We start from the raw sequence: 16,044 nt of genomic DNA, 5'->3' as shown, positions 1-16,044 counted from the left end.
GGCCGTGTTGCCGGCCTTGTCTACGTCAGCACGTACTCTCCCGGTTTCGCCGCGTCCACCGAACCGGACACCTTGACGGCATCGGTCACGTCACCATCCACATCGTCCGTGGCCGACACGCCGGCCAACGGCTCGAATTCGGAATCCTGTTCCACCGTCACGTCATCCACGCCGGAGAGCACCAGCGCGATCGTGTCGGCGGGCGGAACCGGCTTCTTTTGATACAACGGAGTATCAAGACGAGCAATGATACACCGCTATATCAGAACATGTCAACACGCAAGACAGAGGAACACCACCTACCAGGGAACGCCGCCGCCAGGGAACGCCGCCGCCATCAGCTGCAACACGCCCGGAGTGCGCAGCACAACCGTCATATGCAGTCGTGACAAACCGCGCAATTCCTCCGATCCGCAATAACCAGCCTCGCAGTTGTGCCACCACTCCGGGCGTGTCGCGACAAATCAGACCCGACGCACACCACGGTTCTACGCAAGACCCATGGCCGAAGCATCCCTCGACCACCCCAGCCGGCCTCCGACCGACAGCCCCCGCCAGCGCCCACCAGGCCGCCGTCATGTCGATTGTCAGTGCCCCCATCCGGCAAAAGTCCCATCCAAGGCCAGTGAAACGGGACTTTCGCGGGACGGAGCACATGCCGCCACCGACCTCAAATAGGGAAACGCGGCGTTATATCTACAATCGCGCTCTCAAAACTCACAGGGTCAAATTCACTAAAAATGGCCTGTATCTGCGAGTTTTGAGAGCGTGGTTCCCGTAATCCCCGAGATTCACCGCGTGCTGTCGCGCACAATCACGTTGCAATCGGTCATCAACAACTCGGGCTTAGCGATCTCACCGCGGATGCGCCCGAGAATCCGCTCGACGGCGGTAGGCGCGGTCCACTCCAGACGCGAATCCATGGTGGTGAGCGGAATCTGCAGGTATTGCGACTCCTCGATGTTGTCGAACCCGATCACCTGAACCTGCCGGGGAATCTCGATGCCGTTCGCGCGCATCACGGTCAACGCGCCGATGGCCAGCTGGTCGTTCAGGCCGATGACGCCGTCGAACGGCACGCCCTTGTCGATGAGCTCCTGCGTGGCATGGGCGCCCGCGCCAATCGTCCATTCCTGCTCGACATTGCCGACCAGCCGCGCGTCCAGCGTCATGCCGCGTCGCCGGCATTCTTCGATGATGCCGCGCAAACGCAGCTGCGCGTTGCCTTCCACCGCGCCGAGCAGCTTCGCCTCGTCATATGCGCCACGTCCGCCGACCACCGCCAGTGACTTCACGCCGCAGTCGAACATGTATCCGGCGGCCGATGCCGCCGCCTGCACGTCGTTGGGCGTCACATGATCGGCCTTGCCCCATGTGGTTCGCGCGCCGACCACCACCAGCGGGAAATCGACCTCCAGGTCCTCCGGGCTGATGTCCTCGACCTCGCTCATCGACAGAATCATGCCGTCCGACACCGTGGTGTTGAAGTTGCGCAACAGCTCGCGGGCGCCCGTCGCCGACCCTTCCGCGTATGTGGTGACGTACACGAGGTACCCGCGCTGCCGGGCGGCGTCGATCACGCGGTTCGCGAGCTCGGACAGGTACGGCGCGGTCAGCGTCGGCACAGCGAGCGTGATGAAGCCGGTGCGGTCCCGGTTGAGGTTGCGCGCGGCGACGTTGACCCGGTATCCGGTCTGCTCGATGACGGCTTCGACTTTGGCGCGGGTGGCGTCGGTCATGCGTCCGGTGCCGTTGATGACATTGGATGCCGTTTTCAGCGACACGCCGGCCGCGGTGGCGACGTCGCGCAACGTGACGCGCCGACGTGCGGCCGTCGTCGGCGAGCCTGGCAGGTTCCGCGCGATCTCGCTCTTGCCGGTCTTGCCGTTTTCGGTCTTGCCCATCGCGTCAACCTTACTCGTAGAGGAAACTCCCCCTATGGTAATCGTCTTCGCCGAAGTTGTCATACGGGCCACCGCATGTCTGCTACGGTTTTGTCGTCTTCGCGACATCGTTGCCATCCGATGACGTGTTCGCCACCACGCATGTCGCCGCTGTTCATGACCACGCCAGGCTGCTCATCGATACCGTCACCGGTCTGATGAGCGGCACGCCATCCGTCCCGTTCGTCGAATTCGAGTCTGGCGAGCCGGATTTCGCGCTTGTTGCCGGTGCGGATGCGCTCGCCCGCATACCGGTCCGCGCCGCGCGGGCGCATGGCGTCCGGCAGAAAGCAGTGGTAGGCGATGACCCATTCGTCGGTGCCGGGGACCCGAAGTATGCAGTGATGCCCGGTGCCGAGTATGCCGAGGCGTTCGTTGGCGACCAGATTTCGCCGCGATAGGTCCACTGCGAACCGTCGCCTTCCATGGTCGACGCGGTCGCATAGGCGACTCGATAGTCGGGATCGTCGGTGTCGCCGATCGAGTACGTGAGATAGTACGTCCACGTTCCGGCATGCTCTCTCACGTTCAGATATGCGGCCTCCCGGATGTCGGGCGTGCTTCGGGGATGATGTGCAGCATGTCGTCGGACAGGCGGGAGTAGCGCGCCCGGTTCTGCCCCAGGCTAGGTACCATCGGCCGGCCTGCGGGTCGCGGAACGCCGCGGGATCGATGCCGGGCGCGACGATGCCGGTTCCGAAGCCGTGCCGCGCGGCGCGCGAGCCGGTTCGTGCCAAGTCGCCCTGCAGAGCGTATCCTCCATCGATATGGTCGGATACCGCCACACTGGTCTGCCCGTCGCCGCAAAAATACAGGTAATAGCGGCCATCGCGAACGGCGAGCGCCGGCACCCAGGCGTGGGCGGTCCGGCCGGGCAGGATGTTGGTTCGGCCGCTGCCGTCGAGATGCTGGTCATGCAGGTCGATGACGACACCGCGGTCCTGCCAATGTGTCAGGTCTTCGGAGGCGAGGCAGCGGATCTGCCAGCCGCTCCACTCGCCGTGTCCGTCGGTGGTGGCGAACAGGTAGAACGTCCCGCGTTCGTATGCGAGTTCAGGATCGGCAAAGAAACGCATGCCCCGCCTGCCGGTCGCGTCAGGCGTGTCGGGGATGCGCACGGGGGTGTCGAGTCGTTCCGCGACGACGGAGATGACCACGCGCGAGGTACCGGCAGTCGAGCCGTCAATGCCCGACCCGTCATCGCGGTGCACCGCGAGCAGGAGCGGACGGAACAGATCCTGGGTCTGCGGTACGGCGGATCCGTCGAGGACCGTCACGGTTCCGTAATCGCTGCGGAACCGCAGTCGCAGCCGAGTGATGTCAGTGATTTCGCCGCTGACCGCACCGTCCGGCGTCCATTGGTCCAGCGTCAGCCGTAGCCGGTAATCGGCCCGCGGCCCTGCGGCCGGCGTTGCTTCCGCGCCGGAAGCCCGGTCACCGTCATGAACCCGCGCCTCCCCGCGCAGCAGCATTGCGATGTCGTCCACGTCGACGTCGTCGCGGACTTCGCCGCGGCCCGACTCTCCTCGGATCGCCGGCCCCATGTCTGGAGCCGGCGATCCGTCAACGTTGCGACACCGTGATGAGCACACCGTTGCGTTTCAGCGTGACGGCCCTGCCATCATCGGCATTGCCGCATCCGCGGTAGACGAGCAGGGTCTCGCCTGCCGGCTCGCGCACGACAGCCTCGTTCTTCGCACGGTTGAAGTAGAAGTCGAACCGCCGATCCACCGTCCGCATCTTTCACCCCTCGAAAGTCCCATTCGGAAGCGCCGAACGATATGGCATGACAACGTTGACATAAGCTTATCGTGTCGACAGATGGCACCATCCGGCGATTTGTGGGTCATACGACGCACACGACATCGCAAAGCCTGTACCACACCAGGGCTTTTTGCCTCTTTTCGGCCTTCTGTGGTACACGCGCCCGATACCGGTTTGGAGTCGAATCCCGTTTTCCTTGATATTTCAAGGAAAACGAATGACATCATGTACCACACCAAGTCATGTAAACGTTTGCACGAGCTGGTGTGGCCATCGGCGTGGCCACACCACGGCCAAATCGGGCAAAATCACGCTGGTGTGGCACAACTACGAAACGAAGGGACGTGGCGACCTGCTGTCTCGGCCAAAAATCGAGACGCCGAGCTGCGGATGATACCCCGAAAGTCCTCGGCCACCCCAGTCACCTTCGCGAACAGCCCTCGACCCTGCAGTTACGGACATGCCATGCATGACCAGCCCGCTGGTCTCACTGCCGTTCCCCGCCGACAAGCAGCCCGATCCGCTAGCGGGAGCCTACAGGCTCAAAAATAACTCGTGAATGCGGGTGTCGTCGGTGAGTTCGGGGTGGAAGGCCGTGGCGAGAATGTTGCCCTGTCGCAGACCGACCACACGCCCATCAACCTCGGTCTCGATCGTGGCGTCCGCCCCGACATCGGAGACGAACGGCCCACGGATGAACACGAGCGGAAAGTCCTTGATGTCACCGAAATCGGCTGTGGAGGCGAACGAACCGAGCTGCCGACCGTAAGCGTTGCGGCGAACCGTGGCGTCGAGGGCGCCGAAGTACACGTTGTCGTCGTTTTCCAGTCGCTTCGCGAGCAGAATCATTCCGGCGCACGTGCCGAACACCGGCTTGCCGGCGGCGATGTGCGCGGCGATCGGCTCGAACAGACCGGTGGAGCGCAGCAGCTTGCCCTGTGTGGTCGACTCGCCGCCGGGCAGAATCACGCGGTCGATGGAATCGTCGAAATCCTCGGCGGCACGCAGCAGCTTCCACTGGGCGCCGAGCTTGTCGAGCATCGCAGCGTGCTCTGCGAACGCGCCCTGTACGGCCAGGATGCCGGTCACGCCGTGCTTTGCCGTCTCGGCACCGGCCGACTCTTCCTTCGAAATATATTCAACAGCTACAACCATGATTACTCCTTGGCTCCCGATGAGGGGAGCCGTCGAATGCGGCGGGGAGGGGTGGGGTGACTGAGGATGCGCCTCTACCACCCCAGTCGCCCCGCGACAGCCCTCGCCGCCAGCGGGGGCGAATTCATGCGGAATCACCCCCGCCAAGTTGACCGCCTTCGCCAGCGGGAGGGACGGCTCGATCGTCCCGCCGCTAGCGGGCTATGATCACTCGCCGCGGGCGGCCATGATGGTCTGGATTTCGTCCTCGTTGATGCCGACCATGGCCTCGCCGAGGTTCTCGGAGAGTCGTGCCAGCAGATCGGCGTCCTGCCAGTTGGCGGTGGCCTTGACGATGGCGGCGGCACGCTTGGCCGGGTCGCCGGACTTGAAGATGCCGGAACCGACGAACACGCCTTCGGCACCGAGCTCCATCATCAGCGCCGCGTCGGCCGGGGTGGCCACGCCACCGGCGGCGAAGTTCACGACCGGCAGTCGACCGTTGTCGTGCACGTAACGCGCCAGCTCGACCGGCACGGCCAGCTGCTTGGCGGCCTCGAACACCTCGTCGTCACGCAGGCCGACGAGCTCGCGAATCTGCTTGTTCATCGTGCGCATGTGACGCACGGCCTGGATCACGTCACCGGTGCCGGGCTCGCCCTTGGTGCGAATCATCGCGGCCCCCTCGGCGATGCGGCGCAGCGCCTCACCCAGGTTCTTCGCACCGCACACGAACGGCACGTCGAACTGTGTCTTGTCGATGTGATAGACGTCATCGGCCGGCGAAAGCACTTCGGACTCGTCGATGTAGTCGATGTCGATGGCCTGCAGGATGCGGGCTTCAGCGATGTGCCCGATGCGCACCTTCGCCATGACCGGAATGGAGACGGCCTCCTGAATGCCCTTGATCATGGCCGGGTCGCTCATACGCGAGACGCCGCCGGCGGCACGGATATCAGCGGGGATGCGCTCCAACGCCATGACCGCGCACGCGCCGGCGTCCTCGGCGACCCGAGCCTGCTCGGGAGTCGTCACGTCCATGATCACGCCGCCCTTGAGCATCTGCGCCAGGTTCTTGTTCAGTTCCGATCGGTTTTCAGCCATTGAGGGTTCTCCTTCCATATGCTGCGGCGATGGCCGCCGCGACGACTGCCGCCATCGCCGTCATTGTTGCCGCTACTGTATTGTCTATATTGCCATTGTTGTCGTTGCCTCGACCGCCCGCACATCCCCGGGATGCGTCGGCGGCGCACAAGGCACCATGCTAGAGGCGTTCCCGCCGCGAACACGCGCAGCGGCTCATTTCCGGCGATAAGGAAAACCTATAATCCGTTATCAGCCGGCCATGCTGCACCGCCGCGCGGGAACACCGTCCGCCCGACGTCCGCCACCGCGCGCCGCCGCCGGCCTGCGCCGCGCGGTTGTGCGCGACGACAAAACCCGACACCGCTTTTCGTGTCCATGCACAACACCGCAGGAACCTACGGCAACGTACCCTTGACGATGGAATACGTATCAGGACATCTGCAAAGGAAATCCACGATGCCACAGGATCAGGCACAGGATCAGTCGAACACGGCCCAAGCCGCCAAGCCGGCGGATGAACCGGCACCCAGCATGACGGCACCGGCCGCACGGTCGGTCGGCACCGCTGCCATTCCGACCATCATCAGCGAATACACCTCCCCCGGCGACGTCGCCGTGAACGACGACGAGACACTGTACTCGCTGCTCACCGAACGCATCGCCCGCACCGGCAATGCGACCACCATCGCGGCGCGCAAGACCGGCCCGGGCGCGTGGTCGAGCATCACCACCGGCGAGTTCCACCGTCTGGTGCTCGCCGCAGCGAAGGGCCTCATCGCGTTCGGTATCGGCAAGGGAGACGCGGTGACGCTGTTCTCCGCCACCCGCTTCGAGTGGGGCGTGCTGGATTTCGCGCTCGCCGCGATCGGCGCGGTGAACGTGCCGGTCTACGACACCGATTCCGCGGCACAGGCGGAGCGCATCATCAACGACTCCGGCGTGAAGCTCGCCGTCACCGATAACCGCGAACGCTATGACCGTCTCGATTCGATCAACGACCGATGCCCCGGCCTGCAGCGCATCCTCATGATGGACGGCAACGCGCTGGGCGCTTTGGAGGGATTGGGCGTGTCGGTCTCCGACGAGGAGCTGGAGGCGCGCATCGCCGACACCCATGCCGACGACCTCGCCACTATCGTGTATACGTCCGGCTCGACCGGCGCCCCGAAAGGCGTGGAGCTTACGCACCGCAATTTTCTGTCGGTGGTTCGAGCCGGATATGAGTGCCTCGGCGAGGTGCTGTGCGACAACCATCCACGGCTGCTGCTGTTCCTGCCCCTCGCCCACTGCTTCGCACGGTTCATCCAGTACTGCTCGATTGGCTCCGACGATGGCGTGGTCGGCTATCTGCCGGATACGAAGTCTCTGCTTCCCGACCTGCGCTCGTTCAAGCCGACCTATCTGCTCGGCGTGCCGCGCGTGTTCGAGAAGGTGTACAACGCCGCGTCACGCAAGGCCGGCACCGGTTTCAAGGGGCGCATATTCGCGCAGGCCGCCCAGTGCGCCCGCGAATGGTCGCGCACCGAGCAGGACGGAGGCAAGCATTCCGCCAGCCAGCGCGCCCGGCACGCGATGTTCGAGACATCGGTGTACCGCGCGGTTCGCGGCGCACTCGGCCCGAACATCCGGTATGTGGCGTGCGGCGGGGCTCCGCTGAGCGCCGATCTGGCGCACTTCTTCGCCGGCATCGGCCTGCCGATGATCCAGGGATACGGTATGACGGAGACCGCGGCGCCGTTTACGGTGACACGCGTGAACGACAACAAGATCGGCACGGTCGGCCAGCCCGCCCCCGGCTCGTCGGTGCGCATCGCGGACGACGGCGAGGTGCAGGTGCGCGGCGCGAACGTGTTCCGCGGCTATCACAATCTCCCCGAGAAGACCGCCGAAACGTTCACCGCCGACGGCTGGCTCAAGACCGGCGACCTCGGCTCGCTCGACGAGGACGGCCGGCTTATGATAACCGGCCGCAAGAAGGACATCATCATCACCGCCGGCGGCAAGAACGTCTCCCCCATCCCGATGGAGGAGGAGATCGCCAAGTGCCCGATCGTCGAGCACGCCGTGGTCGTGGGTGACGGGCGTCCGTTCATCGGCGCCTTGGTGACGCTTGACCCGGAAGGTCTGGCGTCGTGGCTGCCGACCATCGGTCAACCGGCCGACTCGTCGCTGGCCGACGCGGCCGCGCTCCCGCAGGTGCGCGAGGAGATCCAGCCGTTCGTCGACCGCGCGAACGCGACGGTCTCGCGCGCCGAATCGGTGCGCAAGTTCGTGGTGCTGGATGCGCAGTTCACCCAGAAGAACTCCTGCCTGACGCCGTCGCTGAAGGTCGTGCGTCCGGCTGTGAACCACGTGTTCTCCGGCGCGATCGACCAGGAGCTGTACGCCGGCAAGCGCTGACCACCGGGCCGCATAACCGAACGAGGGGTGGTGCGAACGTGCCGTCTGGCACATTGATATGGCCTGTTTTTGTTCCGCTCTTATAGTGGGGCAGCTTGCGCCGTTTGGTTCGCGTAATACCCGGTTCGGTCCGTTCCGGTGTCCTACAGCCCGAGGACCGGTGCGGACGGTTCGGCGACCCCGCCTCGAACCCGCGTTCCACGAGGCCGGGCCCGCCGCCCGCGCCCCTCGCCGGTCTGGCGGTGACGGGCGTCCCGCCGCGGCGCACGCCGCGGATTCCCGGTTCCCACATGACGCTCGTCACCCGGCCGCGGCCGATCCCGGCCCTGAAACGGTCCCTGAACTCGTCGACGTACGCGACCATCAACGCCGTGCCGGGCCGAGCCGTGCCGCGAAAAAAGCCGATGCCGTCGTCAATATATCGTTCGCCCGCCTCAATCGCCCAGCGACACTCGTCATCATCCAGCAGCGCGAATCCGTCCCGGACTCCGCCGACCAGTTTCACTGCCTTGCTATGCCTACCCATAGCTTCATTGTATGTACTATGTAGCTACTTGTAAATTAAAACCAACACGTTGGTCTAACAGACCCAAGAAAAACGCGCGATCCTCGGTCAGCGGTTGGCGGCGGGGCCGAGCGACGAACGCTTCACGACTTCTGCGGGGAGCAGACCGACACCATGTGCGGACGCGGGCAACGCCACTTCGTCACCTTCCCCCAGCAGATGCAGCACCTGCCGCATCGCAGCGACGCCCAACGCCTCAAAATCAGGCCGAACCGTGGTCAGAGGCGGAATCATGTTGTCCATCGCCGGCATGTCATCGAACCCGACCAGACTGACGTCACGTGGAATGCGAACACCGTGCTCATACAGGGCACGCGCGACGCCCACCGCCTGATTGTCGTTCGCCGTGACCACGACCGTCGGCAACTTGCCGCCCTGATTGCCGATGGAATCGAGAATATGGTTCATCCTGGCGTACGCCTCGGTCGACTCCCAGGTCTTGCAACGCACCGTGACGGAACTGATGGAGCGGGCGCGGGTCAGTTTCACCCAGGCATCCAGTCGCGTCATCGCACCGCGCCACCCCAACGGACCGGCGAAGTACAACGCCCGCTTGTGACCGTATTCGGTCAGCATGCGCACCACATCGTCCATCGCACGCCACTGGTCGATACCGACGATCGACACGCGGTCGCGCTCGCGCGGATGAATCAGGCGCAGCCCTTCGTTCACGCTGAGTTCGCCGTGCGTGGAGGTGATCATCACGCGAGGCTGCGTCAGCTGCGTGCAGCAGGCCTCTTCGAACATGACATCGGTGGGCGCGAGCATGATGAACGCGTCGACGTTCTGCTCGTTGAACGTGCCGCACAGGTCCTCGAACTCCGCCTGCGTGCACAGCGCCTCATGCACCATCATCACCGACATGAACAGGCCGTGCTTGCGCGCCATCATCTCGATCGCGGAAATCGCCGAAATAGGGCCGTAGAACTTCATGCCGCCTGCGATCAGGCCGATCGTGCGGGAACGGTGCGATGCGAGCGCTCGCGCCGAGTTGCTGGGACGATAATCGAGCGCCTTGATGGCATCCTGCACTTTGGTGCGGGTGGCGTCGGAGACATCGGGAGAATCGTTGATGACCCGGGACACCGTCTGATGACTGACTCCGGCGAGCTTCGCGACTTCGAACATGGATGGGCGTTTCCGCCCGCTTCGCTTGGCCGTCACGCTGTCAAACCTCCCGCTGCATAACAACACAATATGGGCAAGTCTACCCGGTAACGCTTAAATAACACACGTGAGCGCTCACAAATCATGCGCAGGTAACAGATTCACCACTGCGCTGTTCGGATTCACGCCCCGGACTTCTTCTCACAAAGAACTGTGGCACTACAGCGCCCGCACCTGAGACAAAGCACCGAGTCAAGTAACCGGGCCGAGCCAAATTAAGCCGCGCCATGCCGAGCTGCGCGGCGCAGGCCCGGAATCAGCCGCAACGCCGCAATCAGGTCAGATGCCACGTGACCCGATGCAGCGGCGTGACTCCCAGACGGGCGATGGCGTCGCGGTGAGCCGCCGAGCCGTATCCCTTGTTGTGCGCCCAGCCGTACGGTGCGTACCGCGGATTGCCCTGCGCGATGTCAACCATCAGGTGGTCCCTCGTCACCTTCGCGATGACCGCCGCGCAGGAGACGGTCGCACAATGACGGTCGCCCTTGACCTTGCACGACACCTGTACCGGAATCGGCAACGCCGGCGCGTCAAACGTGTTCATCGTCTTGGTAATGTAATCGTTCGGACCGTCCAGGATGACGTCCACGCGACGACCCGAACCGGCCGGCCCGTCCATGCCGAGCTGCCGCTCCACATCGTTGAGCGCCCGCAAGGCGGCGATGCCCAACGCATGCGATATGCCCCACTCGTCGATTTCGGCGTTACTCGCCTGACCTACCGCGTAAGCGGCGCACCACGAACGCAACTCGTCGACGATTCCTTCGCGCCTGTGCTCGGTCAGCAATTTGGAATCGGCGACACCGGCCGGCACTTGCGCGGCGGCGAGGTCACGTGACCACATGGCGGCCGCCCCGACCATGACCGGACCGGCCAGCGCCCCGCGCCCGACCTCATCGCAGCCGATCACCACATCGCAGCCTTGGGCGGCAAGCTGCCGCTCCATATCAAGCGTCGGATGTTCGATCATCGCCATATCACCATCCGTCTGATGTCACTGCGCCTTGCCGGCGGGAACGTCCTTGAACACATCATGATGGGAGCTCAGGAAACTCATCCGGTTCAGCGGCCAATACCGCATCAGTCCCACTCCGACCACATTGTCGATGGGCACCAAGCCATGATCACCGTCGTCCTGATGGTATCGGGAGTCGGCTGAGCTGGCGCGGTTATCCCCCATGACGAAAATATGCCCGGCGGTCACCTCGACACGGAACGAGAAACTGCTCGGGTCGACGCCGGATTTGATGTATGACGTCTCGTCAATCGCGACGCCGTTGATCTTGACCGGCTGCCCGGCACCGCCGCACTCGACCACGTCGCCCGGCAAGCCGATCAGGCGTTTGATGAGATAATCGCCTTTGCCTCTGGTGGTCTCCTGGTTCAGCCAGTTCGCGGGGTCGTGGAACACGACGATATCGCCGCGTTTGAGATCGAAATACTTCGGCGTGAGCTTCGACGTGATGACCCGGTCGCCGATCTCGATGGTATCGCGCATCGATCCGGACGGAATCACGTAAAAGCCGATCAGGAAGATGCGTACCAGCAGTACCGCCACGAAGGGGACGACGCACCAGATCAGCAGGTCGCGGAACGAGAACGAATCATTGTTGTGCTTAGGCGAGGTCTTGCGATGGGCGCCTTTCCTGCGGCGGGTCGACGAGTCTCGTCCGTCGGCGCCCACTACCCGCCCCGGCATATCGGTGGGGTCCACGCCATGATCGGCTATGGCGACGATCCATTCGTCCCGGCTGAATTCGGTGCCGGAACCGGGCATGGTCCGGTCCGTCCGATGGTCGTCTGGCCGCATAGTTCCTCCATCACGCATACATGAAACCCCAACTATACTAGCGGCGTTCCTATAAATTCAGCCCGGAACCAATCGGCTCCGGGCTGAATTTCACGGTACTGTCGCCTCACTTGGCAAAACTCAGGCCTGAGTCGCCTTGGCGGAGTTGTCGCGACGCTCGACGATGCGAGCCGCCTTGCCGCGCAGCTTGCGCAGGTAGTACAGCTTCGCGCGACGCACGCGGCCCTTGCGCACCAGCTTGATGGAGTCGATGGACGGGGAGTGCAGCGGGAAGCGACGCTCCACGCCGGTGCCGAAGCTGATCTTGCGGACCAGGAAGGTCTCGCGCAGGCCGGAGCCCTGACGAGCGATCACCACACCGGTGAAGGTCTGGATACGGGAGTTGTTGCCTTCCTTGATCTTGACGTTGACGTCGACGGTGTCGCCGGGACGGAACGCCGGGATCTCCTCGGCGGGCTTCATGTGCTTGGCGTCAAATGCCTCAACAGCGTTAACCATTGCTATTCCTTAGTCGCTGCCGCATATCAGCGCATTGGTTTGGGGTTCGGTGATGACTGGCATCACGAACACGTCTGTAACTCCCTCGGGTCTGCCCTCAGGAAGCCTGTCAATCCGCCGAAACAGCGGCTTTGTGCCCGTTCGGTCTGGACTCATGAAGAGGCGGCTTATGCGGCGGCCGACCCTCGACACAGCAAAACAGCATTTTATTGATTCATATGGACGAGACGGAATTGACCTCAACTTCGGCCGGGCTCCGTAACGGAAGCCTCCCGTTCAGCCGACGGAACGAACCGACACGCCCGGAGTGTGCAGCACAATTGTTGGGTATCGCCATGCGAATGGTGCGATAAAGCCAATCGCGATATTGAACCGCGACGATTGTGCTACGCACTCCGGGCATGTCACAAGCACAGACCCCCATACCTCGCTCGCAGCCGAAACCAAATCACAATCCCCTCATGTGCCCCGTCGTCAGTGCTGGCCGTACACGTTCTGGTAACGGTCGTTCAGCTTGTCGATGTCCGCCTGCGGAATCTCGATGATGTCACCCAGCTGACGGGCGGCCCACATCGTATGAGCCACCTCCTCCGTCATCGCCGCGGCCTTCACCGCGGCCTCCGCATCCTTGCCGATCGTGAACGGACCGTGGTTCTGCATCAGCACCGCCTGCGACTTCGGATACTTCTTCAGGGTCTCCACCACGCCCTTGCCGATCGCCTCCGAGCCGATCAGACGGAACGGGCCCACCGGCACCGGACCGCCGAACTCGTCACCCATCATCGTCAGGCCGCACGGGATGTTCTGACCCGTCGCCGCCCACGCCGTCGCGTACGTCGAATGCGTGTGCACCACGCCGTACACGTCCGGCATGTTGCGGTAGATGTACGCGTGCGACGCCGTATCCGACGAAGGCGCCTCCGCCCCATCCACCACGTTTCCGTCCAGATCGCACACCACCATGCTCGACGGCGTCAGGTACTCGTAGCGCAGACCCGACGGCTTGATCACCATCAGATCCGCCGAATGCAGACGCTGAGACACATTACCCGCCGTCCACACCACCAGGTTCCACTTGATCAGCTGCTGATGCAAGGCCGCCACGACCTCACGCACCTGCTTGACCTCAGCACGAACCTCAGGACCAAAATCAGCCAACGAAACCATAATCACCACTCACTTTTCTTATTCGCACTTATATATCGGGACGTTCATCAAAGGCGGTGCCGGCGCGCCGCGCCGGCACCCACGAGCGGGCTCAGTATTCTCCGATGCCGGCGATCGGCTCCTGTTCGATGCCCACCACGTCGAACAGCCCGTCGAACATCTTTTTGGCCCGAGTCACCTCGGCCACCGGATCCGGCGACTCATCGGTCCACATCTCGACCGTGTAGCTGCCCTGGTATCCCAGTCGTTTGAAGATACGCAGGCACGCCTCGAAGTCGACCGTCCCCTCACCGAAGGGCACCCGTTTGAACACGCCTTTCGAGGTCTCGCCCACCGGCTTGGTGTCCTTGAGGTGCACGGCGACGATGTTGTCGATGTTGGATTCGATCTCGCGCCCCACATCGTTGGTGGGCCAAGCCGTGAGGTTGCCCACATCCGGGTACGCCTGCAGCCATGGACTGCGCACTTGCGACTTGTAATAGGCGACCTTGTCCAGCGAGTTGATGAACGGGTCGTCCATCGTCTCGATGGAGAGCATCACCAGTTTCTTCGCGGCCATGTCGACGCATTTGCGCAGGTTCTCGACGAAGTATTCGCGAGACAGCAGGGTTTTCGGCTCGTAATACACGTCGTATCCGGCGAGTTGGATGTTGCGGATGCCCAGATCGACGGCGAGGTCGATCGCCTTGCGCATCATGTCGAGCGCCTTCTCGCGCACCTTGGGGTCTTTTGACCCGAGCGGGAACCGCCTGTGACCGGAGAGCATCATGGTGTTGATGCGGCTGTGGGTGCGCCACATGGCGTCGCGGAACCGTGCCCGGTCATGCTCGGTCCAGTCAAGACGGGCCAGTCGCTCGTCGCTTTCGTCGACCGAGAATTCAAGGAAGTTGTATCCCAGCTCATGCACCAGATCGAACGTCTGCTCCCAGCTCAGGCCGCGCGGCAGTGCCTTTTCATATATTCCCAGCGCGTTGGTGACCATGTCAGCGCTCCAGCGAGTTCTGCATGTCACGCAGCGCGGCCCATCCGCCGTCGAGTGCGGTCAGCAGCGTCTCATACGCCTCGAACTTGCGGTCATACACCGCGGTCTGGTCCGCGTGCGGCTCGAACCGCTTGGCGAGCTTCGACATGTTGTCGAACGCCTCCTGGAACGACCCGTACAGGCCTGATCCGACCGCCGCGCACATGGCACCGCCAAGACCGCCCAGTTCGGTTACGGCCACGGTCTCGACCGGCAGGTTGAGCACGTCGGCGAACATCTGCACCCAAGGATCAGAATTGCATACGCCACCGGAGATGCGGATGGCCTTCGGCTTGTGCCCGAGCACGCGCAGCAGCTGCTCGACATGGTGGCGGTGGGCGAATACCACGCCCTCGTACACGGCCCGCAACAGCTGGTCGCGCTCGCTGGAGCTGCGCAGTCCGATGAACGCGCCTTCCGCACCCAGGTTCACGTTGCTGCCGTAGAGGAACGGGAAGAACAGCACGTCGGTGTACTTGGCGTCGGTACGTTCCAGCATCGCTCCGAGTTCGTCGTAGCTGGCGGCTTTGGAGCCGTCTGCCGTCATCATGCGCAACACGTAGTCGAGGTTGCCGGCGGAGGTCGGGCTGGACGCCTCGACCAAGGTGCCACCGGTGGGGAACACGGAGTTCATGCAGCCGCCGTCGAGCGGCGCCATGGTCTTGCTGGGGAACACGTTGATGTTCCACGTTCCAGCGGTGATGCTGAAGATATCGTCGCTCAGCACGCCGGTGGCGAGCGCGCAGGCATCGATGTCGAATAGTCCGGCATACACGGGAGTGCCTTCGGCGAGGCCGGTGTTCGCCGCCGCTGCGGCGGTGATGGATCCGCAGCGGTCGGTCGCGCTGACGAGCTTCGGCATGCATTCCAGCATTTCCGGGATGCCGAAGAAGTCGAACAGCCGGCTGTCATATTCACCGGTTTCGAGGTTGACCAGATTGTTGCCGGAGGCGTCGCCACGCTCCTCGAGGATCTCGCCGGTCAGGAAGTGCCGGATGAAGTCCTTGTTGGACAGCACATGCCCGATCCGCGCGTACTGTTCCGGCTCGTTGTCCTTCAGCCAGCGCAGCAGTACCGGGAACTGCATGACCATGACGTGCTGGTGACTGATCGGGTAGATTTCGGCGACGCGGCTCTCGAATTCGTTGGCCAGGTCCGCGGCGCGGCTGTCGGAGGAGAGGATGCCGTCCATGAACGGCTTGCCGTCCTTGCCGAGCACGTACAGCCCCTTGCCGTGGCCGACCGGTACGACGCCGTCGATCTGGCTTCCATCCAGTCCGGCGGATTCCAGCGCGGCCTTGACCGCCTTGCCGATGTCACGCCACATCTGGCCGGGGTTGACTTCGCGGAAGCCGGGACGCCGCTCGATGGCGTCGGTCGGGAACGACGAGACGGACAGTTGCCGGCCATCCTGGTCGACGATGATGACCTTGGTGTTGGTTCCGCCATTGTCAATGGTGAGGAAATGCTTCGTTGCGTTTGTCATGAT

At 63.4% G+C, this 16,044-nt stretch carries 14 protein-coding genes and 1 pseudogene; 1 reads left to right on the top strand and 14 read right to left on the bottom strand.

What is annotated here, in order from left to right:
• Positions 1-20 precede the first annotated feature (20 nt).
• The 6 genes from MMB49_RS02100 to pdxS all read right to left on the bottom strand — a co-directional run bounded on the left by MMB49_RS02100 (position 21) and on the right by pdxS (position 5,945).
• On the bottom strand, positions 21-227 hold the full coding sequence (locus MMB49_RS02100) for an immunoglobulin-like domain-containing protein (RefSeq protein ID WP_003811963.1): 207 nt from the start codon (positions 225-227) through the stop codon (positions 21-23).
• Between the two features lie 564 nt (positions 228-791).
• Positions 792-1,904 (bottom strand): LacI family DNA-binding transcriptional regulator, encoded by a 1,113-nt coding sequence (locus tag MMB49_RS02095; RefSeq protein ID WP_082247859.1) that lies wholly within the window; start codon positions 1,902-1,904, stop codon positions 792-794.
• Between the two features lie 59 nt (positions 1,905-1,963).
• Positions 1,964-3,487: a family 43 glycosylhydrolase gene (locus MMB49_RS02090; RefSeq protein WP_229940923.1), complete on the bottom strand. Its 1,524-nt coding sequence runs from the start codon at positions 3,485-3,487 to the stop codon at positions 1,964-1,966.
• A gap of 19 nt (positions 3,488-3,506) precedes the next feature.
• Positions 3,507-3,683, bottom strand: a complete 177-nt coding sequence (locus MMB49_RS02085; RefSeq protein WP_165755172.1) for a hypothetical protein — start codon at positions 3,681-3,683, stop codon at positions 3,507-3,509.
• A gap of 558 nt (positions 3,684-4,241) precedes the next feature.
• Positions 4,242-4,862, bottom strand: a complete 621-nt coding sequence (gene pdxT / locus MMB49_RS02080) for a pyridoxal 5'-phosphate synthase glutaminase subunit PdxT (protein ID WP_047271564.1) — start codon at positions 4,860-4,862, stop codon at positions 4,242-4,244.
• A gap of 207 nt (positions 4,863-5,069) precedes the next feature.
• Positions 5,070-5,945, bottom strand: a complete 876-nt coding sequence (gene pdxS, locus MMB49_RS02075; protein WP_021647622.1) for a pyridoxal 5'-phosphate synthase lyase subunit PdxS — start codon at positions 5,943-5,945, stop codon at positions 5,070-5,072.
• Positions 5,946-6,506: 561 nt separating this feature from the next.
• Here pdxS and MMB49_RS02070 point away from each other — a divergent pair.
• The gene (locus tag MMB49_RS02070) at positions 6,507-8,327 is read left to right on the top strand and encodes an AMP-dependent synthetase/ligase (RefSeq protein ID WP_047272010.1); all 1,821 of its coding nucleotides are present in this window, start codon (positions 6,507-6,509) and stop codon (positions 8,325-8,327) included.
• Positions 8,328-8,487: 160 nt separating this feature from the next.
• On the opposite strand, the pseudogene MMB49_RS02065 reads toward MMB49_RS02070, so the two are convergent.
• From MMB49_RS02065 to MMB49_RS02030, 8 genes and pseudogenes are all read right to left on the bottom strand, one after another.
• Positions 8,488-8,768 (bottom strand): annotated as a pseudogene (locus tag MMB49_RS02065) (IS3 family transposase); the annotation flags it as partial.
• Positions 8,769-8,940: 172 nt separating this feature from the next.
• On the bottom strand, positions 8,941-10,020 hold the full coding sequence (locus MMB49_RS02060) for a LacI family DNA-binding transcriptional regulator (RefSeq protein ID WP_022173851.1): 1,080 nt from the start codon (positions 10,018-10,020) through the stop codon (positions 8,941-8,943).
• A 313-nt stretch (positions 10,021-10,333) separates the two neighbouring features.
• Complete coding sequence (locus MMB49_RS02055) at positions 10,334-11,035, bottom strand: ribonuclease HII (protein ID WP_003815347.1); 702 nt, start codon at positions 11,033-11,035, stop codon at positions 10,334-10,336.
• Positions 11,036-11,053: 18 nt separating this feature from the next.
• Positions 11,054-11,869, bottom strand: coding sequence for a signal peptidase I (gene lepB, locus MMB49_RS02050; protein ID WP_047271562.1), 816 nt, complete (start codon positions 11,867-11,869; stop codon positions 11,054-11,056).
• 120 nt (positions 11,870-11,989) lie between these two features.
• Positions 11,990-12,367, bottom strand: a complete 378-nt coding sequence (gene rplS / locus MMB49_RS02045; protein ID WP_003811942.1) for a 50S ribosomal protein L19 — start codon at positions 12,365-12,367, stop codon at positions 11,990-11,992.
• Positions 12,368-12,841: 474 nt separating this feature from the next.
• Positions 12,842-13,534: an L-ribulose-5-phosphate 4-epimerase gene (locus MMB49_RS02040; RefSeq protein ID WP_003811940.1), complete on the bottom strand. Its 693-nt coding sequence runs from the start codon at positions 13,532-13,534 to the stop codon at positions 12,842-12,844.
• 91 nt (positions 13,535-13,625) lie between these two features.
• Positions 13,626-14,516 (bottom strand): L-ribulose-5-phosphate 3-epimerase, encoded by an 891-nt coding sequence (locus tag MMB49_RS02035; RefSeq protein ID WP_047271560.1) that lies wholly within the window; start codon positions 14,514-14,516, stop codon positions 13,626-13,628.
• A gap of 1 nt (position 14,517) precedes the next feature.
• Complete coding sequence (locus tag MMB49_RS02030) at positions 14,518-16,041, bottom strand: FGGY-family carbohydrate kinase (protein ID WP_047271558.1); 1,524 nt, start codon at positions 16,039-16,041, stop codon at positions 14,518-14,520.
• Positions 16,042-16,044 lie beyond the last annotated feature (3 nt).

This window comes from Bifidobacterium sp. SKU, from assembly GCF_026016405.1.
GTDB lineage: Bacteria > Actinomycetota > Actinomycetes > Actinomycetales > Bifidobacteriaceae > Bifidobacterium > Bifidobacterium bifidum.
This window is presented reverse-complemented; position numbering and strand designations above follow the sequence as displayed.

Excerpts from the sequence above, each read along its gene's own strand:
- MMB49_RS02095 (WP_082247859.1), bottom strand. The coding sequence starts at position 1,904 with ATGGGCAAGACCGAAAACGGCAAGACCGGCAAGAGCGAGATCGCGCGG.
- MMB49_RS02090 (WP_229940923.1), bottom strand. The coding sequence starts at position 3,487 with ATGGGGCCGGCGATCCGAGGAGAGTCGGGCCGCGGCGAAGTCCGCGAC.
- MMB49_RS02085 (WP_165755172.1), bottom strand. The coding sequence starts at position 3,683 with ATGCGGACGGTGGATCGGCGGTTCGACTTCTACTTCAACCGTGCGAAG.
- pdxT (WP_047271564.1), bottom strand. The coding sequence starts at position 4,862 with ATGGTTGTAGCTGTTGAATATATTTCGAAGGAAGAGTCGGCCGGTGCC.
- pdxS (WP_021647622.1), bottom strand. The coding sequence starts at position 5,945 with ATGGCTGAAAACCGATCGGAACTGAACAAGAACCTGGCGCAGATGCTC.
- MMB49_RS02060 (WP_022173851.1), bottom strand. The coding sequence starts at position 10,020 with ATGTTCGAAGTCGCGAAGCTCGCCGGAGTCAGTCATCAGACGGTGTCC.
- MMB49_RS02055 (WP_003815347.1), bottom strand. The coding sequence starts at position 11,035 with ATGGCGATGATCGAACATCCGACGCTTGATATGGAGCGGCAGCTTGCC.
- lepB (WP_047271562.1), bottom strand. The coding sequence starts at position 11,869 with ATGCGGCCAGACGACCATCGGACGGACCGGACCATGCCCGGTTCCGGC.
- rplS (WP_003811942.1), bottom strand. The coding sequence starts at position 12,367 with ATGGTTAACGCTGTTGAGGCATTTGACGCCAAGCACATGAAGCCCGCC.
- MMB49_RS02040 (WP_003811940.1), bottom strand. The coding sequence starts at position 13,534 with ATGGTTTCGTTGGCTGATTTTGGTCCTGAGGTTCGTGCTGAGGTCAAG.
- MMB49_RS02035 (WP_047271560.1), bottom strand. The coding sequence starts at position 14,516 with ATGGTCACCAACGCGCTGGGAATATATGAAAAGGCACTGCCGCGCGGC.
- MMB49_RS02030 (WP_047271558.1), bottom strand. The coding sequence starts at position 16,041 with ATGACAAACGCAACGAAGCATTTCCTCACCATTGACAATGGCGGAACC.